The sequence below is a fragment of the Streptomyces sp. NPDC060049 genome (assembly GCF_042736715.1).
In the GTDB taxonomy this organism is placed as follows: domain Bacteria; phylum Actinomycetota; class Actinomycetes; order Streptomycetales; family Streptomycetaceae; genus Streptomyces.
Genome location: NZ_JBHWVV010000005.1, coordinates 294,823 through 321,102, shown reverse-complemented (window position 1 = coordinate 321,102; position 26,280 = coordinate 294,823). Strand labels below are relative to the sequence as shown.

The 26,280-nt window shown below is 70.6% G+C and carries 17 protein-coding genes and 2 pseudogenes; 11 read left to right on the top strand and 8 right to left on the bottom strand.

Annotation, left to right across the window (positions count from 1 at the left end; all coding sequences use genetic code 11):
• The first annotated feature begins 32 nt into the window (after positions 1-32).
• The 4 genes and pseudogenes from ACFWBY_RS11690 to ACFWBY_RS11675 all read left to right on the top strand — a co-directional run.
• Complete coding sequence (locus ACFWBY_RS11690; RefSeq protein ID WP_385335027.1) at positions 33-260, top strand: hypothetical protein; 228 nt, start codon at positions 33-35, stop codon at positions 258-260.
• Entirely contained in the window at positions 260-2,227 is a 1,968-nt protein-coding gene (locus ACFWBY_RS11685) for a beta-galactosidase (RefSeq protein WP_385335025.1), read from the top strand. Before ACFWBY_RS11690 ends, ACFWBY_RS11685 begins: the two co-directional genes overlap by 1 nt.
• A complete protein-coding gene (locus ACFWBY_RS11680; RefSeq protein ID WP_385335023.1) occupies positions 2,224-4,428 on the top strand; it encodes a glycoside hydrolase N-terminal domain-containing protein in 2,205 nt (734 codons plus the stop codon). The genes ACFWBY_RS11685 and ACFWBY_RS11680 overlap by 4 nt, the downstream gene beginning before the upstream one ends.
• 54 nt (positions 4,429-4,482) lie before the next feature.
• Positions 4,483-4,749: pseudogene (locus tag ACFWBY_RS11675) on the top strand (hypothetical protein); the annotation flags it as partial.
• A gap of 224 nt (positions 4,750-4,973) precedes the next feature.
• Here the strand turns inward: ACFWBY_RS11675 and ACFWBY_RS11670 are convergent.
• From ACFWBY_RS11670 to ACFWBY_RS11650, 5 genes and pseudogenes are all read right to left on the bottom strand, one after another.
• Positions 4,974-5,990 (bottom strand): LacI family DNA-binding transcriptional regulator, encoded by a 1,017-nt coding sequence (locus ACFWBY_RS11670; protein ID WP_385335021.1) that lies wholly within the window; start codon positions 5,988-5,990, stop codon positions 4,974-4,976.
• 186 nt (positions 5,991-6,176) lie between these two features.
• Positions 6,177-7,931 carry a cellulase family glycosylhydrolase gene (locus ACFWBY_RS11665; RefSeq protein WP_385335019.1) on the bottom strand — a complete coding sequence of 585 codons (1,755 nt, stop codon included), beginning with the start codon at positions 7,929-7,931 and terminating at the stop codon, positions 6,177-6,179.
• Between the two features lie 45 nt (positions 7,932-7,976).
• Positions 7,977-9,485 (bottom strand): glycoside hydrolase family 43 protein, encoded by a 1,509-nt coding sequence (locus tag ACFWBY_RS11660; protein WP_385335017.1) that lies wholly within the window; start codon positions 9,483-9,485, stop codon positions 7,977-7,979.
• A gap of 242 nt (positions 9,486-9,727) precedes the next feature.
• The gene (locus ACFWBY_RS11655; RefSeq protein ID WP_385335015.1) at positions 9,728-11,713 is read right to left on the bottom strand and encodes a beta-galactosidase; all 1,986 of its coding nucleotides are present in this window, start codon (positions 11,711-11,713) and stop codon (positions 9,728-9,730) included.
• Between the two features lie 375 nt (positions 11,714-12,088).
• Positions 12,089-12,377: pseudogene (locus tag ACFWBY_RS11650) on the bottom strand (ricin-type beta-trefoil lectin domain protein); the annotation flags it as partial.
• Between the two features lie 324 nt (positions 12,378-12,701).
• Between ACFWBY_RS11650 and ACFWBY_RS11645 the strand changes: the two are divergent.
• Positions 12,702-13,154 carry a hypothetical protein gene (locus tag ACFWBY_RS11645; RefSeq protein ID WP_385335013.1) on the top strand — a complete coding sequence of 151 codons (453 nt, stop codon included), beginning with the start codon at positions 12,702-12,704 and terminating at the stop codon, positions 13,152-13,154.
• A gap of 199 nt (positions 13,155-13,353) precedes the next feature.
• Here ACFWBY_RS11645 and araA read toward each other — a convergent pair whose 3' ends face one another.
• Together araA and araB are read right to left on the bottom strand one after the other, a co-directional pair.
• The gene (gene araA, locus ACFWBY_RS11640) at positions 13,354-14,865 is read right to left on the bottom strand and encodes an L-arabinose isomerase (protein ID WP_385332822.1); all 1,512 of its coding nucleotides are present in this window, start codon (positions 14,863-14,865) and stop codon (positions 13,354-13,356) included.
• A gap of 82 nt (positions 14,866-14,947) precedes the next feature.
• A complete protein-coding gene (araB, locus tag ACFWBY_RS11635; protein WP_385332825.1) occupies positions 14,948-16,642 on the bottom strand; it encodes a ribulokinase in 1,695 nt (564 codons plus the stop codon).
• A gap of 777 nt (positions 16,643-17,419) precedes the next feature.
• On the opposite strand from araB, the gene ACFWBY_RS11630 reads away from it, so the two are divergent.
• From ACFWBY_RS11630 to araD, 6 genes are all read left to right on the top strand, one after another.
• Positions 17,420-18,418: an ABC transporter substrate-binding protein gene (locus tag ACFWBY_RS11630; protein ID WP_385332828.1), complete on the top strand. Its 999-nt coding sequence runs from the start codon at positions 17,420-17,422 to the stop codon at positions 18,416-18,418.
• A 94-nt stretch (positions 18,419-18,512) separates the two neighbouring features.
• Complete coding sequence (locus ACFWBY_RS11625) at positions 18,513-20,072, top strand: sugar ABC transporter ATP-binding protein (RefSeq protein ID WP_385332831.1); 1,560 nt, start codon at positions 18,513-18,515, stop codon at positions 20,070-20,072.
• Positions 20,069-21,169: an ABC transporter permease gene (locus tag ACFWBY_RS11620; RefSeq protein WP_385332834.1), complete on the top strand. Its 1,101-nt coding sequence runs from the start codon at positions 20,069-20,071 to the stop codon at positions 21,167-21,169. The genes ACFWBY_RS11625 and ACFWBY_RS11620 overlap by 4 nt, the downstream gene beginning before the upstream one ends.
• Positions 21,166-22,188, top strand: a complete 1,023-nt coding sequence (gene yjfF, locus ACFWBY_RS11615; RefSeq protein ID WP_385332837.1) for a galactofuranose ABC transporter, permease protein YjfF — start codon at positions 21,166-21,168, stop codon at positions 22,186-22,188. The genes ACFWBY_RS11620 and yjfF overlap by 4 nt, the downstream gene beginning before the upstream one ends.
• 107 nt (positions 22,189-22,295) lie before the next feature.
• On the top strand, positions 22,296-23,420 hold the full coding sequence (locus ACFWBY_RS11610; protein WP_385332840.1) for an aldose epimerase family protein: 1,125 nt from the start codon (positions 22,296-22,298) through the stop codon (positions 23,418-23,420).
• A 461-nt stretch (positions 23,421-23,881) separates the two neighbouring features.
• The gene (gene araD / locus ACFWBY_RS11605; protein WP_385332843.1) at positions 23,882-24,619 is read left to right on the top strand and encodes an L-ribulose-5-phosphate 4-epimerase AraD; all 738 of its coding nucleotides are present in this window, start codon (positions 23,882-23,884) and stop codon (positions 24,617-24,619) included.
• Positions 24,620-24,916: 297 nt separating this feature from the next.
• Here araD and ACFWBY_RS11600 read toward each other — a convergent pair whose 3' ends face one another.
• Complete coding sequence (locus ACFWBY_RS11600; RefSeq protein ID WP_385332846.1) at positions 24,917-26,215, bottom strand: RICIN domain-containing protein; 1,299 nt, start codon at positions 26,213-26,215, stop codon at positions 24,917-24,919.
• Positions 26,216-26,280 lie beyond the last annotated feature (65 nt).

The window sequence follows — 26,280 nt, the reverse complement described above, 5'->3', positions numbered from 1 at the left end:
GACTTCCCCCTTCGTGAAGACCGAGGTATGTCATGAGCACGTTTCACCTCAGCAGACGCTCCGTTCCGGCCGGTTCCGCCGGCGCCGCAGTCGTCTCCCTGGCGACGGTTTCGGGGCAGGCCCGGGCCGCCGCTCCCGCTCCCGCTGCCGAGGCAGTCGCGAGGAGCGGCTACCGGTGGCGCAACGCCGTCATGGACGGCACCGGGAGCATCACCGGTGTGCTGTTCCACCGCGGCGTGCAGTACGGGGAGCCCGTCTGATGCCCGGCCTGAGCGACGCGACACGTGGCCGTCTGCTCTTCGGCGGCGACTACAACCCGGAGCAGTGGCCCGAGGAGACGTGGCACGAGGACGTCCGGCTGATGAAGGCGGCCGGGGTCAACTCGGTCACCCTCGGTGTCTTCTCCTGGTCGATGCTGGAACCGAGGCCCGCCGCCCGGGAGTTCGGTCGGCTGGACACCCTGATGGACCTGATGCACGAGAACGGCATCGGCGTCGTCCTCGCCACCCCGACCTCCTCGCCCCCGCCCTGGATGGGCCGGCTGCACCCGGACACCCTGCCCGTCACCGAGGACGGCCGCACCGAGTGGTGGGGTGGCCGGCAGCACTTCTCGCACTCCAGCGCCACCTACCGGCGCTACGCCGCCGCCATCACCGAGGACCTCGCCGCCCGCTACGGCGGCCACCCGGCGCTGACGATGTGGCACATCAACAACGAGTACTGCACCTTCGACTACGGCGACGAGGCCGCGGCCGCCTTCCGCCGCTGGCTGCGCGAGAAGTACGGCACCCTCGACGCCCTCAACGAGACCTGGGGCACCGCCTTCTGGAGCCAGGGCTACGACACCTGGGACGGCGTCCTGCCGCCCCGCCTGCCCCACTACATGCGCAACCCCACCCAGGTGCTGGACTTCCGGCGCTTCACCTCCGACATGCTCCTCGAGTGCTACGCCGCCGAGCGGGACATCGTCCGCCGCCACACCCCGCACCTGCCGGTCACCAGCAACTTCATGCCGCTGTGGGTGGGGCAGGACGCCTGGCGCTGGGCCGAGGAGGAGGACGTGGTCTCCGTCGACATCTACCCGGACCCGCGCGACCCGCTGGGCGCCCAGAGCGGCGCCCTCGTCCAGGACATGACGCGCTCCCAGGCGCGCGGGCCGTGGATGCTCATGGAGCAGGCCGCCGGGCCCGTCAACTGGCGGGGCGTGAACCACCCCAAGCCCCGCGGACTGGGCCGGCTCTGGTCCCTGCAGGCCGTGGCCCGGGGCGCCGACGCCGTCTGCTACTTCCAGTGGCGCCAATCCCGGCAGGGCGCGGAGAAGTTCCACTCCGGCATGGTCAGCCATGCCGGGGAGGAGGGCCGGACCTACCAAGAAGTCAAGCAGCTCGGCGCGGAGCTCCGGCGAATCGCCTCCGAGGTGACGGGGCGCAGCATCACCGCGGACATCGCGGTCCTGCACGACTGGAACGCCTGGTGGGCCGGCGCCCAGGACGGCCGCCCGTCCGACCAGGTGGACTACCCGGACATCCTGCGCGCCTGGCACCGAGCTCTCTGGCAGGCGCACCTCACCACCGACTTCGCACACCCCGAGCACGACCTGACGCCGTACGCCGTGGTCGTCGTGCCGCAGCTGTACGCGCTCACCGACGCGGCGATCGACCATCTCCTCGCCCATGTCCGCGGGGGCGGCACCCTCGTCTGCGGCTTCCAGACCGGCGTCGCCGACCAGGACGACCGGGTCCGCGCCGGCGGTATGGATCCCCGGCTGCGCCGGCTGTTCGGCATCCGCACCGTGCACGAGTGGTGGCCGCTGGACGCGGGGGAGACCGTTACCTGCGAGGGCTTCAGCGCGTCCTTGTGGTCCGAGGAGCTGGAGGCCGACGGCACCGCCGAGGAGACCGTGCCGTACGAAGGGGGTGAGCTCGACGGACTGCCCGCCGTCCTGCGCAAGGGCCGGGCCTGGTACGTCTCCACGCTCCCGGAGCCGGAAGCGCTGCGCGACCTGCTGGCCCGGATCGCCTCCGACGCGGGCGTCCGGCCGGTGCTCGACGACCTCCCCGAGCAGGTCGAGGCCGTCCGCCGCGGCGAGGCGCTGTTCGTGCTCAACCACGGCCGCGAGCCGGTGACCGTCGAGGTGCCCGGCACCCACCACGACCTCCTGACGGGGACGGCCGTCACCGACCGGTTGACCCTCGGCCGCTACGGAGTGGCGGCGCTCCGGCCATGACCGCGATCGACGGCCCCGTCCACGGCACCTGGGAGCCGTGTCCGGCCGCCCGCTGGGAGGACGGCTTCCTGAGCGGCAACGGCCACCACGGCGCCCTCGTGTTCGGCGATCCGGACGCAGAGCGGGTCGTCGTCACGCATCACACGCTCGTCCGACCGAACGGGCACGGCGCGCACCGACGGCCGCCTCGGCTGGCCGCCGATCTCCCCGCGCTCCAGGACCGCCTCCTGGCAGGCGACCGTACCGCAGGGGAGGGTTTCACCGACGGCCGTCCGCACCAGTGGGCGCAGCCCTTCCATCCCGCCTTCCAGGTCCGCCTGGCCCGGCCCGCCGGCGAGGGTGGCGGCTACCGCCGCGACATCGACTTCACGACGGGCGTCGTACGGGCGGTGTCGGCTGGCTGGAGCAGCCGGGTCTTCGTCTCCCGCGCCGACGACGTGATCGTCCAGCAGGTGACGGAGCCGGGCCTCACCCTCGACGTCTCCCTCGACCACCGGCTCCCCGGCGCCCCCGCCGGACTCGGCGTCGGCCACGGCGCGGTCCTGGCCCCCGAGGGCGCCCTGCTGAGCCTGCGCGCCCGCTACCCGCAGGGCGACCGCGCCTTCACCGGCGTCACGCTCGTCGTCGTCACCGGAGGCACGACGACCCTCGCCCCGCCGTACGCGCGCGTCGAGGGAGCCCGGTCCGTGCTGCTGCTCACGCGCGTCCGGCGGCACACCGGCGAACTGGACGTGACCGCGGCAGACCGCGCTCTGCGCGACCTCCCCGCGGACTACAACGAGCTCCTCGGCCGCCACGCCTCCCTCCACCGCCGCGCCTACGAGCGCGTCACCCTCGACCTCGCCGCCGACCCGGCCGAACGGGCCCTGCCGGGCTCGGAACTGCTGAGGCGCCCGCGTGACCCCGCTCTGCTCGAACGACTGTTCGCGGCCGGCCGCTACCACCTGCTGTCCTCCAGCGGCCTCTTCCCGCCCCGCCTGACCGGCCTGTGGACCGGCGACTGGAACACGGCCTGGTCGGGAGCGTTCACCAACGACGCCAACCTCAACCTCCAGACCGCCTCCGCCGCGGCGGCCGATCTGCCCGAGGTCACCGAGGCCCACGCCGCCCTGATCCAAAGCCAGCTGCCCGACTGGCGCGACAACGCCCGCGCGGTCTTCGGCACCCGTGGCGTGGTCGCCCCCGCCCACACGGACGGTGAGTCCGGCCACTCGTACCACTTCAGCCGCGAGTACCCCCTGCACCTGTGGACCGCGGGCGCCGACTGGCTGCTGGGGCCCCTCGTCCACCACGACGAGACGTACGGCGCCCGCGACCCGCGCACCGCCGCGGCCCTCGCCGAAGTCGCCCTGTTCTACGAGGACTTCCTCACCCGAACCGACGGCAAAGGCCGGTTCGTCGTCGTCCCCTCCTACTCGCCCGAGAACCGTCCCGCAGGAGCGAGCTGGGTGACGATCAACGCCGCCATGGACCTCTCGGCGGCCCGGCACGCCCTGCGCACCGCGGCCGACTACCACCCCGACACCCCGGACGCCGACCGCTGGCGCGCCCTCGCCGACCGGGTCCCGCCGCACCGGATCAACGAGGACGGAGCCCTGGCCGAATGGGCGTGGCCGGGTCTGGCGGACTCCTACGACCACCGCCACCTCAGCCACCTCTACGGTGTCTGGCCGCTCGAGGAGATCACCCCCTACGACACCCCCGAATTGGCGGCCGCGGCCCACCGCGCCCTCGAACTGCGCGGCGCCGAGAACGACTCCGCGCACGGCCATCTCCACCACGCGCTCATCGCGGCCCGGCTCCGGGACGGCGAGCGCGTCGCCTACGCCCTCGGCCAGGTCCTGGACGGCGACTTCTTCCACGCCTCCCTGATGAGCGCGCACTACCCGAACCGCGGCGTCTACAACGCGGACGCCGCGCACACCCTGCCCGCCGTGCTGATCGAGGGGCTCCTCCAGTCCACTCCCCGCCGGCTGGTCCTCCTGCCGGCGTTGCCGCCGTCCCTCCCGGCGGGCCGACTCACGGGCGTCCGCACGCGGTTCGGCGCCGGGGTCGAACTGACCTGGGAGCCCGGCAGGGCGAAGGCGGTTCTGAAGCCGACCCGCACGGTCCGTATCGAAGTCGAGACTTCTTCCGGTGACGCGCACCCGATCGATCTCGTAGCCGGAGAGGACCACGTCCTGCGCCAGGGGCCGTGGTAGCCCCCCACCGCAATTCCCCCCACCCATGGAAGGAACACCGTGGTCACCAGCACGATGCACAAGATCACCACGGCGGTGTTGGCGCCGGCGATGGCTCTCGGTGCCACCGTCGGCCTGGCCTCCGCCCCCGCTTCGGCGGCGGTCTGGAACTCCTGCGACCAGTGGGGCAACACCAGCCTGGACGGTTACAAGCTCTACAACAACATCTGGGGCTCCGGTTCCGGCAGCCAGTGCTTCTGGACCGACTCCGGTACCGGTTGGGGTGTCTGGGCCGACCATCCCAACACCGGCGGCATCAAGTCGTATCCCAACTCAACGAAAACACCAACGGGTCGAACCAGGTGCTCTCCTTCCTGCGGACGACCGACTCCAACTCCGGCACCGTGGACGTCAAGCCCGAACTTCACCACCAACCACCTGTCCGTCAACGCAGGCTGACCTGACATCAGGGCCGAGGCCGGCCTGCGCCTCACCCGGGCGCGGACCGGCCTCGGCCCGCAGTGCGTACGGGTTCTCCACGGGACGCCGGAAGAAGAGCTGTCGGGTCAGGAGGCGGCGGAGGGTGCCGGCCCCGTACTCTCCCGTACCGTCAACTCCGGTGCGATCAGCACGACTTCATCGGTTCCGCGGCCGTCGAGCTTGGCGACCAGGCGCTCCACGGCCTGCCGGCCCATCTCCTGCGCGGGGATGGAGACCGACGTCAGCCGCACCGAGGCCTGGACGGCCACCTGGTCCGGGCAGATCGCGACCACCGACACGTCCTCGGGCACGGCGCGGCCCTGCCGACGCAGCAGGGCGAGTAGCGGTTCGACCGCCTGCTCGTTCTGTACGACGAACCCGGAGGTATCCGGGCGCTCGTCGAGGATGCGGGCGAGGGTGACGGCCATGGCGTCGTAGCCGCCCCCGCACGGCCGGTGCAGCATCCTGATGCCCAACTCCCGTGCCCGGGAGCGGAGTCCGTCGAGGGTGCGCTCGGCGAAGCCGGTGTGCCGTTCGTAGACCGCGGGGGCCTCGCCGACGACGGCGATGTCACGGTGGCCGAGCGTCGCCAGGTGCTCGACGCACAGCGCACCGGTGGCCTCGAAGTCGAGGTCGACGCAGGTCAGCCCTGAGGTGTCGGCGGGCAGTCCGATCAGCACGGACGGCAGGTCGGTGCCGCGCAGCAGCGGTAGTCGCTCGTCGTCGAGTTCGACGTCCATCAGGATCATCGCGTCGGCGAGCCCGCTGCCGGTGACGCGGCGGACGGCGTCGGGACCCTCCTCGCCGGTCAGTAGCAGTACGTCGTACCCGTGCGTCCGGGCCGTCGTGGCGACCGCGATGGCGATCTCCATCATCACCGGCACGTACATGTCGGTGCGCAGCGGAACCATGAGCGCGATGATGTTCGACCTGCTGCTGGCCAGGGCCCGCGCGCCCGCGTTCGGGTGGTATCCCAGCTCGCGGATGCTCTGCTCGACCCGCAGTCGGGTGGTCGCGGAGATGGACCGCTTGCCGCTGAGGACGTAGCTCACCGTGCTCGCCGACACTCCGGCGTGCCGGGCGACCTCGACGAGGGTTGCCATCCAGCTCTCCCAGATTTGTGAAACGCTTCGACAGTCCGCGCGCTCTCGTGTGCGTCGCGCGATGCAAGGCGACCCTAGCGGCAGCCTGGACGCATGTCCAACTCTTCGTCGAAGCGCTTCGACGAACCTCCAGGGGTGCCCTGGCCGCCCCGGGGGAGCGGGCGGCCAGGGCGAGGGCGCGGCGCGTCAGGAGGCGGTGCCGGTGACCGAGCTTCCGGACTTGGTGACGTGGTAGGTCACGGTGGCGCCGCTGTAGAAGTGGAAGATCAGCGTCGCCGGTTCCCCGTCGCGGAGCGCGTTGAGGAACTCGGGGGTCAGGATGATCGTGCCGTTCGGGTAGTCCGGCGAGAAGGCCCGGTTGAACTCCTGGTACGGGGTCCAGTCGGTCGGGCCGGCGTTGGTGCCGTCGGCGTACGTGGCGTGCGTGGTCGCCAGGTCGTTGCCCCGGTACTGGGTGGGAACGGTGAACGAGTCGGTGGTGCCGACGGCGTCCGACGCCGTCGGAACGTCGTTGGTGACGATGTCGATGTTCCAGGGCAGCCCGCTGGTGAACCGGGCCTGGAGCGTCGCGTTGACGCCGTAGGCGCGGTTGCCGACCAGGCGGGTCAGCGCCCTGGCCGTGAAGGTCAGCTGGTTGCCGGAGACGGTGTAGTCCCGTCCCGCCATCAGCCTGGTGTCGCCCTGCCACACACCGCGGAAGTAGGTGCCGTTGAGGTTCAGGGAGAGCGACTTGGCCGTGACCGGGTTGGACTTCGGCACGAAGACCCTGTCGAACGAGGCCGTGCCCGAACGGGTGGTCCAGCTCGACTTGATCGCGGCGAACAGGACCGGGTCACGCCACTGCAGGGTTTCTCGGTTCAGGTAGGCGAACGGGTCCCAGAGGGCGGTGGTGATGCCGTACTTGCGCGCCCCGTAGCCCACGTGCTCGAAATACTTCAGCGCCTCGCCCCGCTCGACGCGGGAGGGGTGGAAGTGGTTCGGGTAATCGAGCAGACCGTACTCGCCGAGATAGAGCGGGATGCCCTTGGCGACGAAGGTGCGGTGCATGTTGGCGAAGGAGTCCTCCAGGTGCTTCTGCGCGACGGCGTCGTACAGGGTGCCGCCCGCGACGTTCACGCTGAACGGGTACCAGCTGTAGAAGTGCACCTGCGCAATGAGCTGACGGTCCTTCAGCGCGAGGATCGTGGCGTACAGGTTGTCCAGGTGGACCTGGTCGCCACTGCCGCCCGGCGTGGTCAGCGACAGCATGCGGCTCGCGTTCGCGCCGCCCGAAGCGCGGACCACGGAGTGGAACGAGGTCTGCAACTCCTTCAGGTAGGAGACCTTCTGCGCGTCCGTGGCGTTGGCGAAGCTCGGCTCGTTGATGCCCTCGAAGATCAGGGTGCGCGGCGCGTCACGGAAGGTCGTGGAGATCTGGGACCAGGTGGAGTTGAACCGGGCCATCACGTTGTCGTGGTCGCTCGTGATCTTCTCGACCCACATCCACGAGTCGTGGTGGACGTTGAGCACCACGTACAGGCCGTCGGCCAACGCCCAGTCGACGAGCTGCTCGACCCGGGCCATGTAGGCGGCGTCGATGGTGTACGGCGCGGTGGTGGACTGGTGGTCGGTCCAGGTCACCGGGATGCGGACGCTGCGGAACCCCTGCGCGGCGATGGTGTCGAACGTCGCCTTGGTGGTCTGTCCGTTGCCCCAGGACGACTCGTTCGGGAAGGCGTCCAGGGTGTTGCCCAGGTTCCAGCTGGGCTGCATCTGTGCGACGGCGTCCACGGGGTTGTCCGGAACCCGGACCACCGGCCGCGACGGCTTCCGGTGGGCGTCGGGCGCGGCCAGCGCGGTACCGCCGGTCAGCCCCAACATGACGACCAGCGTCAGCAGCAGGACGGCCAGGCGGCCCGGGCCCCGGCTCCGGTGCTGCGCGGGGTGCCGTATGTCCTTCATGTCATGCCTTTCGGTCGGTCCCACAGAGGGAAGAGGGGGCATGGTTCAGCCGTCGAGGGGCTCGTAGTCGAACCAGTCGAAGTGGACGGTGCCTTCCGCGGCGTACATGCCGATGACGCGGCCGGTGAAGCCGCCGGCGACCTCGGTCGACAGGTAGCGGCCGTCGAGGGTCGCGAGCTCGGCGAACGTGCCGTCGGGCTGCTCGACGCCGAAGGAGACGATGTCGGGTCCGGTGCACGGTCCGTGCGGAGACGGCTGCGTGATCGTGACGGCGAGGACCACCGGCCCGGCGTCCACGGACCGTGCGGCCACGACCGTGCACAGGGAGCCGACGCGCGCGATGACCCGTAGCTCCGCGCCGGACACCTCGATCGCGTAGTGGTGCTGCTCGTCGAGCCGGACGGCGAGGCCGCCGCGCCCTTCCGAGGGGTCGGTCAGGGTCCGTGCGCGGCACGCGAGGTGCTGCTGGCGTCGGCCGGTGAACACCGCGTCGGGTTCGTCCAGGGAGCGGCCCCGCGCGCGGAGGGTCAGCCAGCCGGGGCGCTCCTTCGTGGTGCAGTGTTCGGCGGGCCGGTCGCGCAGGGAGATCCAGGACGGTCGCAGCTCGGCGAGGTCGAAGTCGTCCCGCTGCTCCTCGACGGGGCCGGGGGAGAGCGGCCACGGGAGCTCGGGCAGGTCCAGGGCGACCTCGCCGACGACCGGCCAGTCGTCCACCCACGTCACGGGGGTCAGGAAGGTCTCCCGGCCGAGCACGTGCCAGCCGGGAGTGCCGCCGCCCGGTCGGACGCCGAGCAGGACCATCCACCAGGAGCCGTCGGGGCCTTGGACCAGATCGGCGTGCCCGGTGTTCTGGACGGGGCGGTCGGTGCCGCGGTGGGTGAGGACCGGGTTGGCCGGGCACGGCTCGAACGGGCCGGCAGGCGTACGACCGCGGGCGACAGACACTGCGTGGCCGCGTTCGGTGCCGCCCTCGGCGATGAGTAGGTACCAGTAGTCGCCGATCCGGTACAGGTGCGGCGCCTCCGGGGCCTTGGCGCCGGGCCCGCCGGACCAGACCCTGTGCGGTGTTCCGTACGTCCGCCCGGTGGAGGGGTCGATACGGACCTGCGAGCCCCCGGCGGCCGTGCACCGGCAAGTGCCGTCCTCGTCCCAGACCAGGTCGGGATCGATGCCGGGGACACCCGGCGCCCAGATGGGGTCCGACCACGGTCCGGCGGGGTCGGTGGCCGTGACGATCAGATTGCCGCCGCCCTCGCTGCAGTTGGTGACGATCAGCCAGAAGCGGCCGTCGTGGTGGCGCAGGGTGGGGGCGTAGATCCCGCCGGAGGACCATGCGTCCGACAGACGCAGCTGCTCCGGCCGGTCCAGGGCGTTGCCGATCTGAGTCCAGTGCACCAGGTCGCGGCTGTGGAAGAGGGGTACACCGGGGAAGTACTCGAAGCTGGAGCAGGCCAGGTAGTAGTCGTTGCCGACACGGCAGACGCTGGGGTCGGGGTGGAAGCCGGGGATCACGGGGTTGGCGGAGCGTCCGTCCGGCCGGCGCAGCGGGGGCACCCGATGGGTCCTCTCGTCGATTCGTGATGCGGGCGCGGGGTGGTTCAGGCCAGTCCCCGTCGCGGGTCGCGCGGTGGCTCCGGTGGCGCAGACGCCCGCCGAGATCGGTCCCGATCAGGCGGTCGCCGGACCAGCCACAGGCGCGGGCTGCCGTCGGCATCGAGGGCGATCTCGAGGTGAAGGGTCTCGTGCCCCCAGGGGAAGGGGCCCTTGTTCCTTGGTCATGGTGGCCCCCATGGAGGTCAGTGCCCGCGCAGAACCGCGCAACCGCCGGGCGGCAGTTCGTGCGCGAGGGCATCGGTGAGCAGGTCGTGGGCAGGTTCCGGCAAGGGCACGGCCTCGGCGGTGTGGTTGAGCATGACCTGCCAGCGGCGGCCGTCGGGTGCGTGCCGGGTGACGGCTTCTACACCGGCCGGCAGGCCCGGCACGTCCGGTTCGACACCGGCGTCCGGCAGCAGCCGGCGAATCAGCGCGGCGTAGTCGGCGTCGTCCAGGCGGGTGGAGAGGTACCAGCCCTGTCCGCTCCCGGAGCGGTGCCGGGTGAGGGCGGGGCTGCCCGTGAGCATGCCGTGGGTGTAGGTGGCGAGAGTCTGCGCGCCCTCGGTGCGAAGGGACTCGCTCCAGACCGTGCCGTGCGATCCGTCCGAGAGGGTGATGCGTTCGCCTGTCCGCAGCGGCCGGTGCTCCTCGACGCGGATGCCCAGCGCCTCGCGCAGCGGGCCCGCGGGATAGCCGCCCAGCCGGGCGTGCATGCGGTCGTCTACGAATCCGCTCGCGTGCTGGACGAGGAGCGTGCCGCCGTCCTCGACGTAGCGGCGCAGGTTCTCGGCGCCTTTGTCGGACAGCAGGAACAAGGACGGGGCGATGACCAGCCGGTAGCCGCTCAACTCGTGCTCCGGGTGGGCGAAGTCGGCCGTCACGCCCGCGTCCCACAGCGCCCGGTGCGCCGCGGCGAGCGGCGCGTGGTAGTCCAGCCGGGCGGAGGGCAGGCCGTCCACCTCCAGCGCCCACATGGCGTCCGGGTCGTCGAGTACGGCGACCGGCGCGGTGACAGTGGATCCCGCCAGCTCGCCGAGCCGGGCGACCGCCTCACCGGTCCGCGTGACCTCGCGGAAGATACGGCTGTCGGAACCCGCGTGCGGCAGCATCGCCGAGTGCCAGGTCTCGGCACCGGCCCGGGACTGGCGCCACTGGAAGAAGAGGGCCCCCTCCGAACCGCGCGCGATGTGGCCGAGGCTGTGGCGCAGGATCTCGCCGGGCTCCTTGCCTAGCACCTGGTCGCCGTCGTAGAGGGTGCTGGTTCCCTGTTCCATCAGCAGCCACGGGCGGCCGCCGGCCAGGGAGCGGGAGCGGTCGGCGCAGAAGGCGACGTGGGCGGAGGAGTCAAGGCCCGGTTCGGACGGATACTGGTCGGAGGTGACGACGTCGAGTTCACGTGCGAAGGCCCACAGGTCGAGCCTCAGGTAGTAGGGCAGCATCAGGTTCGTCGTCACCGGGCGGTCGCTGTGCGCGCGGATCGCGTCGCGCTGTTCGCAGTACGCGGCGATGATCTCGTCGCCCCAGAAGCGGTGGAAGTCCACCGTCTGGCCGGGGTTCTTGTGGTACTGCGTCGTGCGCGGCGGCAGCACCTGCTCCCAGGAGGTGTAGCGCTGACTCCAAAAAGCCGTTCCCCAGGCCTCGTTGAGGGCATCCAGTGAACCGTGGCGCGCACGCAGCCACACCCGGAACGCGGCGGCCGCGTGGTCGCACCAGCAGAGCGTGCCGTACTCGTTGTGCACGTGCCAGAGGGCGAGGGCGGGGTGGTCGCCGTACCGCTCGGCGAGCGCGGAGGCGATCCTGCGGGCCGCGCTGCGGTAGGCGGGGGAGGCGAGGCAGTACGTGTCGCGGCTGCCGTGGACGAGGCGGGTGCCGTCGGCCCGGACCGCCAGCGCATCGGGGTGCGCCAGTGTGAGCCAGGGTGGCGGTGAAGCGGTCGGGGTGGCCAGGTCGACGGCCACGCCGTTCGCGTGCAGGCGGTCGATGTGGGCGTCGAGCCAGGTGAAGTCGTAGCGTCCCTCATCCGGTTCGAGCAGGGCCCACGAGAAGACGCCCACCGTGGCCAGGTTGACCCTGGCCCGGCGCATGAGCTCGTCGTCCTCCTTCCAGACCGGCTCGTCCCACTGCTCGGGGTTGTAGTCCCCGCCGAAGGCCAGGCCACCCAGGCGGTCGGTGATGCTGCGAGTCGTCATGACGGTTCCTCGGGTAGGAAGAGTCGAGTCGTGCCCTGACGAAGCGTCAGAGCTGCTGGAAGCAGCGCTCGGCGACGGCCTTCCCTGACGCAGGTGTGTCGAAGCGCTTCACTTCAGGTGACAAAAAGTAACGGACAAGTTTCGTATCAAACAAGGGCCTCTGCCGCACGTGGGGCTACCGCTGGCCTGTTGGTCAAGCCATCAGGGCTGGTGGAGACGTCGAAGCGCTTCGACAGAGATCTTCAGATCCAGCTTCCCGCTCGGCTTCCGAGGGGCGCGCCGCGGGCTCGGCGCCCCTTCCGCCACTGACCGGCCTTCCTCTGCGCCCCAGACCGGCCGGGACGCAGGGCGTCGGCGGTCGGCCTGGGAACGGGGTCATCCGGCGGTCAAGGTGGTCCACATCTGGTGGGAGCCGCAGTGACAGTCCCGCAAGTGGAGCTGCGTGCCGTCGGTCGTGGAGAAGCCCGGGTCGTCGAGGCAGCAGCCGGAGGCGGGGTTGCGGTAGCCGCCGTAGTAGGGCTGCCAGACCTGGTTGGCGCCGCCGTGGCAGGCCCACATCTGCACTTTGGTGCCGTTGGGGGGTGCCCCGCCGGCGGGCGTCGAGGCACTTCCCCATGGAGCGCAGGGTGCCGTCGGTGTAGGCGGACCAGAGCTGGCTGGCGCCGCCGCTGAGCGCGAGCACATCCTGCTCGGCCCCGGCCGCTTCGACCGGACCACCGGAGCCCTGGTCGGCACCGGCGAACTCCCCCTGCGCGGACCACGGCTGAACCTCTGGCGCGCCCCTACCGACAACGACCGGGCTGGTCCCAGCGCGACGCCGCCTACTGGAAGGACCGCGGACCGGACCGCCTGCGGACCCGCACCGTCTCCGTCACCCCTGACGCACATGGCATGGCCGTCGTCGTCCGCAGCGCCGCCGCCGCGGGCAGCTGCGGCTACCTCACCACCTACCGCTGGGACAGCGAAGGCGACAGCCTGCGCCTGCGGGGTGCGTGCCGAACCCGTCGGCCACTGGCCCGAGCGAGGCGACGACTTCCACGACACCATGGTGGACCCGGTACTCCCGCCGGAGGAATACCAGGAGCTGGTCCGCAGGGACAGGTCCCGCGCATTGGTCCGCATCGGACTGGACTGGGAGGTTCCCGCCGACTGGTCCCGGGTGGAGTGGTTCGGCACGGGACCGGGCGAGGCCTACCCCGACTCGCGCCAGGCAGTGCGCGTCGGACGTTTCCACGCGACCGTGGAGGAGCTGCAGACGCACTACGTGCGCCCCCAGGAGAACGGAAACCGCGCGGACCTCCGCTGGGTGACCTGTACCGACGGAGCCGGGAACGGACTGCGCGTCGTGGGCGAAGAGCCGTTCCGTTTCGCCGCGCGCCGCTGGACCGACCAGCAGCTCGACGCCGCAGGCACGACGGCGATCTCGTCCCGGGCCCGGTGATCCACCTTCACACCGACCGTGCCGTCCAGGGCGTCGGCACCGCCGCTGTGGGACGCGGTGTCCTGCCTCCGTACCGGCTCGAACTCGCGTCGGCGGACTCCGCGTTCATCCTGACTTCCCCTGCAACAGAGCTGAGACCGTCGAGCGGCCCGCCGCACCAGAGTTCGTGGTGCGGCGGGCCGCTCCGGTCACCACCGGTTCACAGTCCCAGTGCCAGCCGGTGGTAGGCCTGGTTCCAGCGGAGATCGCGCCGGAACTGCTTCGGGGTGGTGGTCTCGTCGATGAGGGCAAGTTCCAGGCGGAGCATTTCCGCCAGGTCGTCGAGGTGGTCGGAGGTGAGGGCGGTGCTGAGGACGGTGTGGTGCGGTCCTCCGGCCGTCAGCCAGGATTCGGTGGAGGTCCGCAGGTCGGGGTGGGGCCGCCAGACCGCGCGGGCGACGGGCAGGGCGGGCAGCGGGTGAGGGGGTGCCACCACGTCGATGTCGTTCGCGATCAGACGGAAGCGGTCACCGAGGTCGGCGAGCCCGACCACCACGGCCGGCCCGGGGGCCGCGTCGAACACCAGGCGCACCGGGTCTTCCCGCCCGCCGATGCCGAGGGGATGGATCTCGCAGCTGGGCCGGGCGGCCGCGATGCTGGGGCAGACTTCCAGCATGTGCGCGCCCAGGATGAGCTCGTTGCCGGGTGTCAGGTCGTAGGTGTAGTCCTCCATGAAGGAGGTGCCGCCCAGGAGGCCGGCGGCGGCCGCTTTGAGGGCGCGCAGCAGGACGGCGGTCTTCCAGTCGCCCTCTCCTCCGAAGCCGTACCCCTGGGCCATGAGCCGCTGGACCGCGAGGCCGGGCAGCTGGCGCAGTCCGCCCAAGTCCTCGAAGTTGGTGGTGAAGGCCCCGAAGCCACCGTTCTCGAGGAAGGCGCACAGGCCGGCCTCGATGCGGGCCGCATAACGCAGCGAGTCGTGCCGTTCGCCACCCGGTCGAAGTTCCGGCGCCAGGTCGTACAGGTCCTCGTACTCCTTGACGAGGGAAACCACCTCCGTCTCGTCGGCACTGTCGACGACCTCCACCAGGTCGTTGACGCCGTAGGTGTTGACGGAGACGCCGAAGCGCAGCTGGGCCTCGACCTTGTCGCCCTCGGTGACGGCCACGTCGCGCATGTTGTCCCCGAAGCGGGCGACCTTGAGGGTGGCCAGTTCGGATCGTGCGGCGGCCGCCCGCGCCCAGATCGCGACGCGTGCGGTCGTGACCGGATCGGTGACGTGGCCGGCCACGGTCTTGCGGGGTACGCCGAGACGGGCCTGGATGTGCCCGAACTCGCGGTCTCCGTGGGCTGCTTGGTTGAGGTTCATGAAGTCCATGTCGATGGTGGCCCAGGGCAAGGCCACGTTCGACTGGGTGTGGAGGTGCAGCAACGGTTTGCGCAGCGCGTCCAGTCCGGCGATCCACATCTTGGCCGGCGAGAAGGTGTGCATCCAGGCGATGAGCCCGATGCACCGGTCGTCGGCGTTCGCGTCGAGGCATATCCGGCGGATGGCGTCGGCGTCGGTCAGTACCGGCTTCCACGCCACGCGCGCGGGAATGCCGGAGGCGTCGGCCAGCGCGGCGGCGATCTGCCGCGACTGGTCGGCGACCTGCTTCAGCGTCTCCTCCCCGTACAGGCCTTGGCTGCCGGTGAGGAACCAGATTTCCTGGGCGGGGGATGTTCGGCTGGGCACATGGACTCCTGAAGGTGACGTCCCGCAACGGTGCTGAGGGCGGCGGGCGGGTGGGGAAGTGGTGACGAGGAGCGGGGCGGGTTCAGCCCGCGGTGCGGGTCGTGTCGCGGATGCTCCTCAGGCGGTGCAGCAGGCCGCCGGTGCCGAAGTGGTCGTGCAGGAGCCGGTACTCCGCGAAGAGGGCGTCGTAGGCGTCGGCCCGGGAGGCGTTGGGCGTGTACACGGCTGGTAGTCGGCGGCCCATGGCGGCGGTGGCCGTTCGCACGTCGGTGTGCGCGCCGGCGGCTACGGCGGCGTGGATGGCCGACCCGAGGGCGGGGCCCTGGTCGGACGCGGCCAGGGAGACGGGGCGTCGCAGAACATCGGAGTAGATCTGCATCAGCAGTTCGTTCTTGGCCAGTCCGCCGGCGACGATGAACTCGTGCACCGGTACGCCACCCGCCTCCAGGGCCTCCACGATGACGCGGGTGCCGAACGCGGTGGCTTCGAGCAGCGCGCGGTAGACGTCCTCGGGGCGGGTCGCGAGGGTGAGACCCACGATGACTCCGGAGAGGTGGTGGTCGACGAGGACCGATCGGTTGCCGTTCAGCCAGTCGAGGGCGACCAGTCCGTGGCCGCCGACCGGCTGGCCGGCGGCTTTCCGGGTCAGCAGGGTGTGCAGGTCCTCGCCGCGGCCGGCGGCCTCGGCGAGGTAGTCCGACGGAACGCCTTGGTCCAGTACCCAGGCGAAGATGTCGCCGACCGCGCTCTGGCCGGCCTCGTAGCCGTAGGTTCCCTCGACGATCCCACCGTTGACGACACCGCAGATGCCGGGGACATCGGCGAGGTCGGGGGCGTTCACGACGTGGCAGGTGGAGGTGCCCATGATGGCGAGCAGTCGACCGTCCTCGACGGCCTGGGCCGCCGCCGCGGTGACATGGGCGTCGACGTTGCCCGCGGCCACGGCGATGCCGGGGAGAAGCCCTGTCCAAGCTGCTGCCTCGGTACTGAGCGAGCCCACTCGTGAGCCCAGCGCCGCGAGCGGGAATTCGAGGCGGGTGCGTGCGAAGTCGGCGAACCGGGGGTTCAGCGCGGCCAGGTACTCCTCACTCGGGTAGGCGCCGTCCTGGTGGATGCCCTTGTATCCGGCGGTGCAGGCGTTGCGGGACTCGGTTCCGGTGAGCTGCCACACGATCCAGTCGGCGGCCTCGATCCACCGCGCGCAGGTTTCGTAGACGAGCGGATCCTCCTCCAGGACCTGGAGGGCCTTCGCGAACTGCCACTCGGCGGAGATCCGGCCGCCGTAGCGGGCGATCCACTTCTCCCCGCGGGCGTGGGCGAGTTCGTTGATGCGGTCGGCATGAGACTGCGCGGCGTGGTGCTTCCACAGCTTGGGCCACGCGTGCGGCCGTCCGGCGAGCTCCGTCTCGGCGAGGGGAGTCCCGTCGGCCAGCGTGGGAAGGACGGTGCACGCGGTGAAGTCGGTGGCGATGCCGATCACCGCGGCAGGGTCGACCCCGGCCGCCGCCAAGGCCTCCGGGACGGCGTGACGCAGTACGTCCCGCCAGTCCTGGGGGTGTTGCAGGGCCCAGTCCGGAGGCAGTGGCGCACCGCCGTGCGGCAGGTGCCGGTCGATGACGCCGTGCCGGTAGGCGTGGACCGCCGCGGCCAGCTCTTGACCGTCGCGAACCCGCACCACCACGGCGCGGCCCGACAGCGTGCCGAAGTCGACGCCGACCGTGTACTGCTCCGATTCCTCGGAATACGGGGTGGGCGCGAAGGGAGGGGGTGACGTCAACAGCGTGCCTTTCGAAGGAGCCGTGGGGCGGCAGGCGGCCGGGCATGCGGAGAGGCCGCCCAAAACCCTGGCGGTCGGCCGGGTGGTCCCCCGCAGTGTGAGCGTTAACAATGTCGATAGGCAAGGGGTCTGGGCAGGTCGTGTGCGAGCTCCCGCGGCGCAGCTGTCGCCGATAGGTCGGGCGTTCGATGTGATCTGCCGTCGAAGCGGAGCGGGTTGGGGCTTAGGTCGTCTCTTTCGCCTCTCGTCGGCCGGGCCCGCGGTGTCCGGTGCCGTGCATGGCAAGGCGGAGGGGCGTGCCGCGTACTGGACGTACTCGTGCCGCGTACTGGACGTACTGGGGCGCCCCGACAGCGCGGCCCGGCCCGGTACCAGGCGTCGCGGGCCCGGCAAGATCCGAAAGCGACGGCCTGAACCGGGGTGGCGGGCCCCGTCGACGGCATCACCGAAAGACGGAGGCCACCTCGCTGTCGCACCCGAGCCGGTAACGGACAGGTAACGCGCGCAAGGGGGTTGAGAACCTGGCTTGTTAACGCTCACAATACGGCAGCACCCCTCCCGAGGGTGGTCCCTCTCCTGCCGACCCGACCCGACCCGACCCGACCCGACCCCGACCCGACCCGACCCGACCCGACCCCTGACCCCCACGCCGACCCCGCCTCCGACGCCGGCCGCCCCGGCCGTCGTGCAGCGCGGCACTCCCGGGGCTCCTCCTGCGCAAAGCCCCGGCCCCGGCCGCGCGGCGCCTCTTCGGTACACCCTGAAAGGACACTCGACATGGCTCGCAGAGCAGCTCTCGTCCTCACCGCCGCCCTTCTCGCCTCCTCGGCGTTGACCGCCTGCTCGACCGAGGGCCCCTCCTCCGGCTCCGCCTCCGAAGCCAAGAAGGGCTCCGACGGCACGATCACGCTCGGCTTCGCCCAGGTCGGCGCCGAGAGCGGGTGGCGTACCGCCAACACCAAGTCCGTCCAGGAGGCGGCGAAGAAGGCCGGGATCACCCTCAAGTTCTCCGACGCGCAGCAGAAGCAGGAGAACCAGATCAAGGCGATCCGCAACTTCATCCAGCAGAAGGTCGACGTCATCGCCTTCTCGCCGGTCGTGGAGTCCGGCTGGGACACGGTGCTGAAGGAGGCCAAGGACGCGGGCATCCCGGTCATCCTCACCGACCGCGCCGTGGACACCAAGGACACCTCCCTCTACAAGACCTTCCTGGGTTCTGACTTCGTCAAGGAGGGCAAGTCCGCGGGCGAGTGGCTGACCGCCGCTTACGCGAACGAGCAGGGCCCGGTCAACATCGTCGAGCTCCAGGGCACCACGGGCTCCGCACCCGCCAACGACCGCAAGGCCGGCTTCGCCGACGTCATCCGCGCCGACGGAAAGTTCAAGATCGTTGCCTCGCAGTCGGCCGAGTTCACCCGCGCCAAGGGCAAGGAGGTCATGCAGGCGTTCCTGAAGTCCCAGAAGGACATCGACGTCCTGTACGCCCACAACGACGACATGGCCCTCGGCGCCATCCAGGCCATCGAGGAGTCCGGCAAGAAGCCCGGGACGGACATCAAGGTGATCTCGGTGGACGGGATCAGGGACGCCTTCGTCGCGATGACCGAAGGCAAGATCAACGTCGTGGTGGAGTGCAACCCGCTGCTCGGTGACCAGCTGATGGAGCTGGCCAAGAAGGTCGCGGCAGGGGAGAACGTGCCGCCTCGCATCGAGACCCAGGAGGGTGTCTTCCCGCAGGACAAGGCCGCGGCCGCGCTGCCGTCCCGGAACTACTGACGCAGCAGGTTCCGGTGCGGGGGGAGGCCCGGCCCCGGCGCCTCCTCCACCGTCCGGAGCCCGCTCCACCACCCCATCCATGAGAGGAGGGCGGATGGCATCCCCGTCCATCCCGCGGCCCACGAACGCCGGCGGCCCGCGGCCGGTCCTGGAAGCCCAGGGCATCCGCAAGCAGTTCCCGGGCGTGCTCGCCCTCGACGGAGTCGCCCTGCGGCTCTTCCCCGGTGAGGTGCACGCCCTGATGGGCGAGAACGGCGCCGGGAAGTCCACCTTGATCAAGGTGCTCACCGGTGTCCACCCCGCCGACGGCGGCACCATCCTCGTCGACGGCCGGCCCCACGCGTTCGCAGACCCCCTCCACGCGCAGCAGGCCGGGATCAGCACCGTCTACCAGGAGGTCAACCTCTGCCCGAACATCTCGGTCGCCGAGAACATCCTCATCGGGCGCGAACCGCGCCGGTTCGGTCTCATCCACTGGTCCGCGGTGCGGCAGCGGGCGGCAGAGCTGCTGACGGAACTGGACCTCGACCTGGACGTCACCAGTCTGCTCGACTCGCACTCCCTGGCGGTGCAGCAACTGGTCGCCATCGTCCGGGCGGTGGACGTCTCGGCGAAGGTGCTCGTGCTGGACGAACCCACCTCCAGCCTGGATCGGGAGGAGGTCGCCCAGCTGTTCACCCTGGTGCGGCGCCTGCGGGACCGCGGTGTGGCCATCCTGTTCGTCACGCACTTCCTCGACCAGGTATTCGATCTCTGCGACCGCGTCACCATCCTGCGCAACGGCCGCCTGGAAGGTGAGTACCCCATCGGCGAACTCACTCCGGTGACGCTGGTGCAGCGCATGATCGGCGGAGAACTGGCCACCCTCGACCAGCTGTCCGACCGTGCCCACGAGGAAGCGGCCGAACGGGCGGCCAGTGAGCCGTTCCTCCGGGCGCGACAACTGACCCGCACGGGCTCGATCGAACCGTACGACCTCGACATCCACGCCGGCGAGGTCATCGGACTGGCCGGCCTCCTGGGCTCGGGCCGCACCGAGGTGGCGCGCCTCCTGTTCGGCGCGGACAGCGCGGACGCCGGAGAAGTGAGCATCGAGGGCAAGAAGGTACTCCTGCGCACCCCCCGCCACGCCATCGCCCGGGGCATCGCGTTCTGCTCCGAGAACCGCAAGTCCGAGGGACTGGTGGGGGAGCTCACGGTCCGCGAGAACATCATCCTCGCTCTGCAGGCCGCCCGCGGCTGGACCAGGCCGCTGGCCCGTGCGAAACAGGACGAACTGGCACGGCACTGGATCGAAGCCCTGGACATCCGGCCCGCCGACCCCGAAGCGCAGGTGCGCCACCTCAGCGGCGGCAACCAGCAGAAGGTCCTCCTCGCGCGTTGGCTGCTGACCGCACCCCGGCTCCTGATCCTCGACGAACCCACCCGGGGCATCGACATCGGTGCGAAGGCGGAGATCCAGAAACTCGTGGCCCGCCTGGCGGGCGAAGGCACTGCCGTTCTGTTCATCTCGGCGGAACTCGAAGAGGTCCTGCGCCTGAGCCACCGCATCGCCGTGCTCCGCGACCACCGCATGGTGGCCACCCTCACGAACGACGACACCGTCACGCCCGAACGCATCCTCACGACCATCGCCACCGGAGCGGACTCATGACCACCCAGCCTGCCCAGCCCAAGGTGGTCGGCGGAATCGGGAGACGGCTGGCCGCCCACCGCCTGCTGTGGCCGACGCTCATCCTGATCGCCCTGCTCCTCGGCAACCTCGCGTTCCACCACGACTTCCTCTCCGTCCGCGTACGCGACGGGCACCTTTACGGCAGCCTCATCGACATCCTCCAGTTCGGCGCACCCCTCACCCTGGTGGCGCTCGGCATGACCCTCGTCATCGCCACCCGCGGCATCGACCTCTCGGTGGGTTCCACCGTCGCCATCGGCGGTGCCCTCGCCTGTGGGCACATCTCCACCGCCGCACGTCCCGGCAGCGTCGCCACCATGCTCACGGCCGTCGCTCTCGCGCTCGGCGTCGCACTCGTGCTAGGCCTCGCCAACGGGTTCCTCGTGTCCGGGCTGGGGGTGCAGCCCATCGTGGCCACCTTGATCCTCATGGTCGCGGGCCGCGGCGTCGCCCAGCTGATCACCGACGGCCAGATCATCACGGTGACCAGCGCCCCCTACAAAATGATCGGTGGGGGCTATTGGCTGACCTTCCCGTTCGCCGTCCTCCTGGCAGCGGCCCTCGTCGCGCTCACCGCGTTCATCACCCGTCGCAGCGCACTCGGCATGCTGATCGAGTCCGTAGGCGGAAACCCCGCCGCCAGCCGCCTGGTCGGTATCCGCGCCGGTGGTCTGCTCGCCCTGGTCTACGTCTTCAGCGCGCTGTGCGCCGCCATCGCCGGGCTGATGATCAGTTCCAACGTCTCCAGCGCCGACGGAAACAACGCCGGACTGTGGATCGAACTCGACGCGATCCTCGCCGTAGTCGTCGGGGGTACCGCCCTGACCGGAGGACGCTTCTCCCTCGGTGGCACCGTCCTGGGCGCCCTGATCATCCAGACCCTGTCCACCACCGTCTACACCCTCGGCGTCCCACCCGAGACGACCCTCGTCTTCAAGGCCTTCGTCGTCATCGTGGTCTGCCTCGTGCAGTCCCCGGTCTTCCGGGCCAAGGCCCTGCGCCGCCGCAGGACGACCACTCCCCGATCCCACACCACGGCGGGCACCGCCCCGCAGCAGCAGGAGGTACGCGCATGAGTACCGGCATCGCGAGCGCCGCCGCGCAACTCACCCGCCCCTTCGCGACCGTGTCCCCGCGCACCCGCACCCGTATCCCGCTGATCGTCACGGCCGTCCTGCTGGTCGTCATGTTCGCTGTCGGATCGGTGCGCTACGAGGGCTTCCTCTCCGCGCAAGTCGTATTGAACCTGCTGATCGACAACGGATTCCTCCTCGTCGTCGCGGTCGGGGCAACCTTCGTCATCCTCACCGGCGGCATCGATCTGTCCGTCGGCTCCATGGTGGCCCTGTCGACCATGCTCACGGCCTGGCTGGTCGAGTCGCACGGCTGGCCCCTGGCCACCGTCATTCCACTGGTCCTCCTGGTCGGCGCCGCGAGCGGGACGCTCATGGGCTGGATCATCCACACCTTCGAGATCCAGCCGTTCATCGTCACGCTGGCCGGCATGTTCCTCGCCCGCGGGCTCTGCTACACGATCAGCACCGAATCCATCACGATCAGCGACCCCACCACGGCCGGAATCGCCCAGGCCCGCTTGTACGGCCCGGGAGGACTCTTCGTCTCCATCCCGGTGGTCATCGCCCTGGCCGTGCTGGTGATCGCCTTCGTCGTACTGCACCACACGCGCTTCGGCCGCAACGTGTACGCGCTGGGCGGCAACGAGTCCTCCGCACGCCTGATGGGTCTTCCGGCAGGATCCACCAAGATCGCCGTATACGCCGTCAGCGGCCTGTGCTCCGCACTCGGCGGCCTGCTGCTGACCTTCTACATGCTCTCCGGCTACGCCCTCCACGCCATGGGCATGGAACTCGACGCGATCGCCGCCACCGTGATCGGCGGCACGCTGCTCACCGGAGGTTCCGGCTTCGTCCTGGGCACCGCCCTCGGCGTGCTCGTCCTCGGCATGATCCAGACGGTGGTCAACTTCCAGGGCACGCTCAGCTCCTGGTGGACCCGGATCGTCATCGGCGCCCTGCTGCTCGTGTTCATCGTGCTGCAACGCCTGATGGGTGGACGCCGCTCTGCCGCCGACTGACTCCCGGTTCCGCTGCCCATCAGCCCGTGCCACCGCGTTCACGTGCAGCGATCACCTCCTGCTTCCCGGCACGCCCTCCGACGGACCGACCTCCAGGGAACACCGCCATGGGACACGCACACGAACCCGCCCACCACGCCGCTGAGCCCCGCCGGACTGCCGCCTGTCCGCGGACGGGCCGTCCCCTGCGCCTGGCCGTTGAAGGGACGGGGGAGAGGTGGCGGTTCGGCTTCCCCGGCCGGGCCTGCGCGGAGGTCCACACGCGCGGCGCGCGCCTCCACTCCCTGATCCTGCCGGACCGTCGGGGCCACACCGCCGATGTGGTGCTGGCCGCCCGCGACCCCGCCGCCCTCGACGGCTCCGCACGCTACTTCGGTGCGACCGTGGGCCGTTACGCCAACCGCATCGCGCGCGGCCGGCTCGTCGTCGACGGCGTCACCCACTGGCTCGCCACCCAGGAGAACGGGCACACGCTGCACGGCGGTCCCGACGGGTTCGACCAGCGCGTGTGGCGGTGCGAACCCTTCCTTTCGGCGCACCGCACCGGTGTCCGCCTGTTCCTGCACAGCCCCGACGGCGATCAGGGATTCCCCGGGGCTCTGAACGTCCGCGTCACCTACACGCTGGACCGGGGGGACAACCTGACCATGTCCTACCAGGCGGTCGCCGACGCGCCGACGATCGTGAACCTCACCAACCACACCTACTGGAACCTCGAGGGAGAGGGGCGCGGCAACGTCCTGTCCCACCACCTCCAGGTGGAGGCCCCGCTCTACACCCCCGTCGACGCCGCCCTGATCCCCGACGGCCCCCACCGCTCGGTCAGCGGCACGCCGTTCGACCTTCGCCGACACCGGCGGCTCTCCGACGTCCTGACCCATGCGGACGTGCAACTGGCTCTCGCCGGTGGCGGCTTCGACCACAACTGGGTCCTCGGCGGCGCCCGGCGAGACACTCCTCGGAAGGCCGCCGTGTTGTACGCCCCCGCATCCGGCCGCCGCATGGAGGTGCGCACCACGGAACCGGGCGTCCAGGTCTACACCGGCCAAGGCATGACCGGTGACATCACGGGCAAGGGAGGCAGGCCGTACCGTGCCTACGCGGGGGTCGCGCTGGAAACACAGCACTTCCCCGACTCCCCGAACCGCCCCGACTACCCGACGGTCTTCCTGCGCCCGGGTGAGCTGTACCGGTCCACCACGATCCACAGTTTCACCACGGTCACTGCCTGAGAGGGGCGGCGCCGGCCGTGTCCGCTGTCACAGGGGCGCCGGACAGCGGATACGGCGCCCCGCGGCATCTTCCCCGTACGACGTGATATCGGTGCCCGGGGCACAGCTGCCCGCGGGGAGAGGGCAATCCCCGAGCAGCGGGGGTCATGCGCCGGGTGTCATGGGGGCCCGGGTCTTGGCGCTGACGTTCGGGTGGTCGCCGAGCACCCGTGAGACGGTCGACTAGCCATGTTGGCGTTCACATTATGCAGCGCCGGCCGCATGGTGTGGGCAGGAATCTTCCCGCACCTCTTGAGATTATTGCTTGTTAACGCTCACAATTCGAGTGGGCTGCGGTAGCGCAGCCACGATGCCTGGTGCGGCCCCCGACCAGTGCAGCCCACTCATGCGCGACCGCGGGGCCTGGCAGACGCCGGCCCCGGATAAGCAGCCGCGCATGTCGGAGAGACGGTGAGAGCGTAGTGAGCAAGACCATCCTCAAGGACCTCCGTCGCGAGGTCCTCGCGGCCAACCTGCGCATCCCGGAGGCCGGTCTGGCCACCCTCACCTGGGGAAACGTCAGCGGAGTGGACCGGGACGCAGGCGTCTTCGTCATCAAGCCGTCCGGGGTCTCCTACGCCGACCTCACCGAAGAAGACCTGGTGGCGGTGGCGCTGGAGGACGGGCGGGTCGTCGACGGACACCTCAGGCCGTCCACCGACACCGAAACCCATCGGTGCCTCTACCGGGCCTTCCCCTCCATCGGCGGCGTCACCCACACGCACTCGACGCACGCGGTCGCCTTCGCCCAGGCACGCCGCCCGATCCCCGTGCTCGGTACGACACACGCAGACACCTTCAACGGGCCCGTCCCCGTGACGGCGGATCTCACCGCCGAGCAGTGCGCGCAGGACTACGAGTACAACACCGGACAGGTGATCGTCGCCCGGCTCGACGGCGATCCCCGCCGGGCCGAGGAGGTCCCCGGAGCGCTCGTCTCACGGCACGGCCCCTTCACCTGGGGCGCCACCGCGAAGGCTGCGCTGGAGAACGCCATCGTCTGCGAGGCCGTGGCGGAGATGGCGTTGCACACGCTGGCGCTGGGGTCCCGCCTCGGGGACGCCTCGGAACCACCGAGGCATCTGCTGGAGCGGCACTTCACCCGCAAGCACGGACCGGACGCCTATTACGGCAACACCCCTCACGCCCCGGGCGCCTGAACCGGGCACCGCCTCGGTGACGCATGATCCGTCCAGACCGTCCGACAGCCGCGGCTCGCAGGACAGCGGAACCTCGCGCGCGCATCCGGCGACACGGCCCTCGTCGACGGTCCCCCTCGGACCAGGGCGTGAGCACCAAGGCGCCGGTGCCGTCGTGGCCGGCAGGTCGGCAGGGTCGAGAAGAGCGAGACGGACACGGCCGGCTCCATGGGGTGCATCCCTGAGAAGGCTCCTCCGTCCTTCACGACGACGGAGTGGAGCCAGGATCGTCCTGGCTCCACTCCTTGGGGCGGCGTGTCACTGGAACTGTGCGAAGAACCTCCAGATCTCTCCCTTGGTCCAGGTCACGACGCCGCTCTCGTCGGGGGAGCCGTCGACCGGACCGGGTATGTGGCCCCCGTCGAACGCGGCCCATTGGACCGGATACCCGGCACGACAGCCCGAGTAGGTGGTGGTGATGTGCGTCCGGCTGCCCGGCGCGGGCTCGCGCGGGCTCTGCGGGGTGCAGCCGTTGTTGCTGACGAACCTGTCGCGCAGGGACCGTCCTTGCGCGACGCTGAGGACGGAGTCGCCGACGCCGTGGATTGCGAAGTAGGCGATGGGCTGGGCGCCGCCGCTGCACCCGCTGATCTCGCCGCCGGAGATGACCGCGACAGCCCTGAAGACGTTCGCCCGGGTGCATGCGAGTGCGTGGCTCATGCCGCCGCCCCAGCTGAATCCCGTGGCGAAGCGCTGCGCCGTGTTGACGCAGAGGCCGCCCTCGATTCGCCGGATCATGTCGTCGACGAAGGTGATGTCCTCACCGCCCGCATTGGCCCAGCCGTTGCCGAGGCCCTGGGGGGCGACGAGGATCGCGGTGTTGTTCGATTGTTCCTGTTGGCCGTAGTAGGACCAGGCGTTCCCGCTCGTCCCGCCCGAGGCGACTTCGCCGGCGGTCCCGCCCCGCCAGTGGAACGCGAAGATCAGCCGGTAGGGCCGGCTGTTGGTGTAGTTGTCGGGAACCCTGAGGATGAAGCTGCGGCTCCTACCGCTGCTCTGAATCGTGTGCGTACCGCTCGCCAGAGTCGGGGTGCTGCCGCATCCGCCGCCACCGGACGACAGCCTGATCAGCTGCCATTGCTGGTTGGCGCCGCCCCAGTCGGCGTACTGGACGACATTGCCGCCGTCGGCGGTGGAGGCACCCTGCACCTCGACGGCCTTGCCGCTGTTGCGGTTGATCAGCCGGACGTGGCCCGCTTCGGCGTCGGCCAGGCGGAACTGCTGGTTGGCCCCGTTGCCGTCGGCCCGCTGCGCGATCGCGGCACCGTCGGCGGTCGAGGCGCCGGCCACATCGAGAACCTTGCCCGAGTGCCGGGCCTTGAGGCGGTGGAAGCCACCGCCGGAGTCCACGAACTGCCACTGCTGGTTGGTTCCGTCGTTGCGCGTCCACTGGCTGATTCGCGCGCCGTCGGCAGTAGACACGCCATAGACGTCCAGCGCCTTGCCGCTGTTGCGATTGACCAGGACGTACCAGGCATTGCTGTCCACCGTTGCCGCCTCGGCGGGCGCCGGCTTCACCGCGACGAGCACGCCGATCGCGAGCGTCGCCGCCACCACGGCGGCTAACCGGGACCACCAGCGAGGTCTTTGCGGAGGGGCGGGGGAAGTCGCGCCGTAGGTCT

Coding starts and splice junctions, on each gene's coding strand:
- ACFWBY_RS11680 (WP_385335023.1), top strand. CDS start 2,224: ATGACCGCGATCGACGGCCCCGTCCACGGCACCTGGGAGCCGTGTCCG.
- yjfF (WP_385332837.1), top strand. CDS start 21,166: ATGAGTACCGGCATCGCGAGCGCCGCCGCGCAACTCACCCGCCCCTTC.
- ACFWBY_RS11630 (WP_385332828.1), top strand. CDS start 17,420: ATGGCTCGCAGAGCAGCTCTCGTCCTCACCGCCGCCCTTCTCGCCTCC.
- ACFWBY_RS11655 (WP_385335015.1), bottom strand. CDS start 11,713: ATGACGACTCGCAGCATCACCGACCGCCTGGGTGGCCTGGCCTTCGGC.
- ACFWBY_RS11685 (WP_385335025.1), top strand. CDS start 260: ATGCCCGGCCTGAGCGACGCGACACGTGGCCGTCTGCTCTTCGGCGGC.
- ACFWBY_RS11690 (WP_385335027.1), top strand. CDS start 33: ATGAGCACGTTTCACCTCAGCAGACGCTCCGTTCCGGCCGGTTCCGCC.
- ACFWBY_RS11620 (WP_385332834.1), top strand. CDS start 20,069: ATGACCACCCAGCCTGCCCAGCCCAAGGTGGTCGGCGGAATCGGGAGA.
- ACFWBY_RS11670 (WP_385335021.1), bottom strand. CDS start 5,990: ATGGCAACCCTCGTCGAGGTCGCCCGGCACGCCGGAGTGTCGGCGAGC.
- ACFWBY_RS11625 (WP_385332831.1), top strand. CDS start 18,513: ATGGCATCCCCGTCCATCCCGCGGCCCACGAACGCCGGCGGCCCGCGG.
- ACFWBY_RS11610 (WP_385332840.1), top strand. CDS start 22,296: ATGGGACACGCACACGAACCCGCCCACCACGCCGCTGAGCCCCGCCGG.
- ACFWBY_RS11665 (WP_385335019.1), bottom strand. CDS start 7,931: ATGAAGGACATACGGCACCCCGCGCAGCACCGGAGCCGGGGCCCGGGC.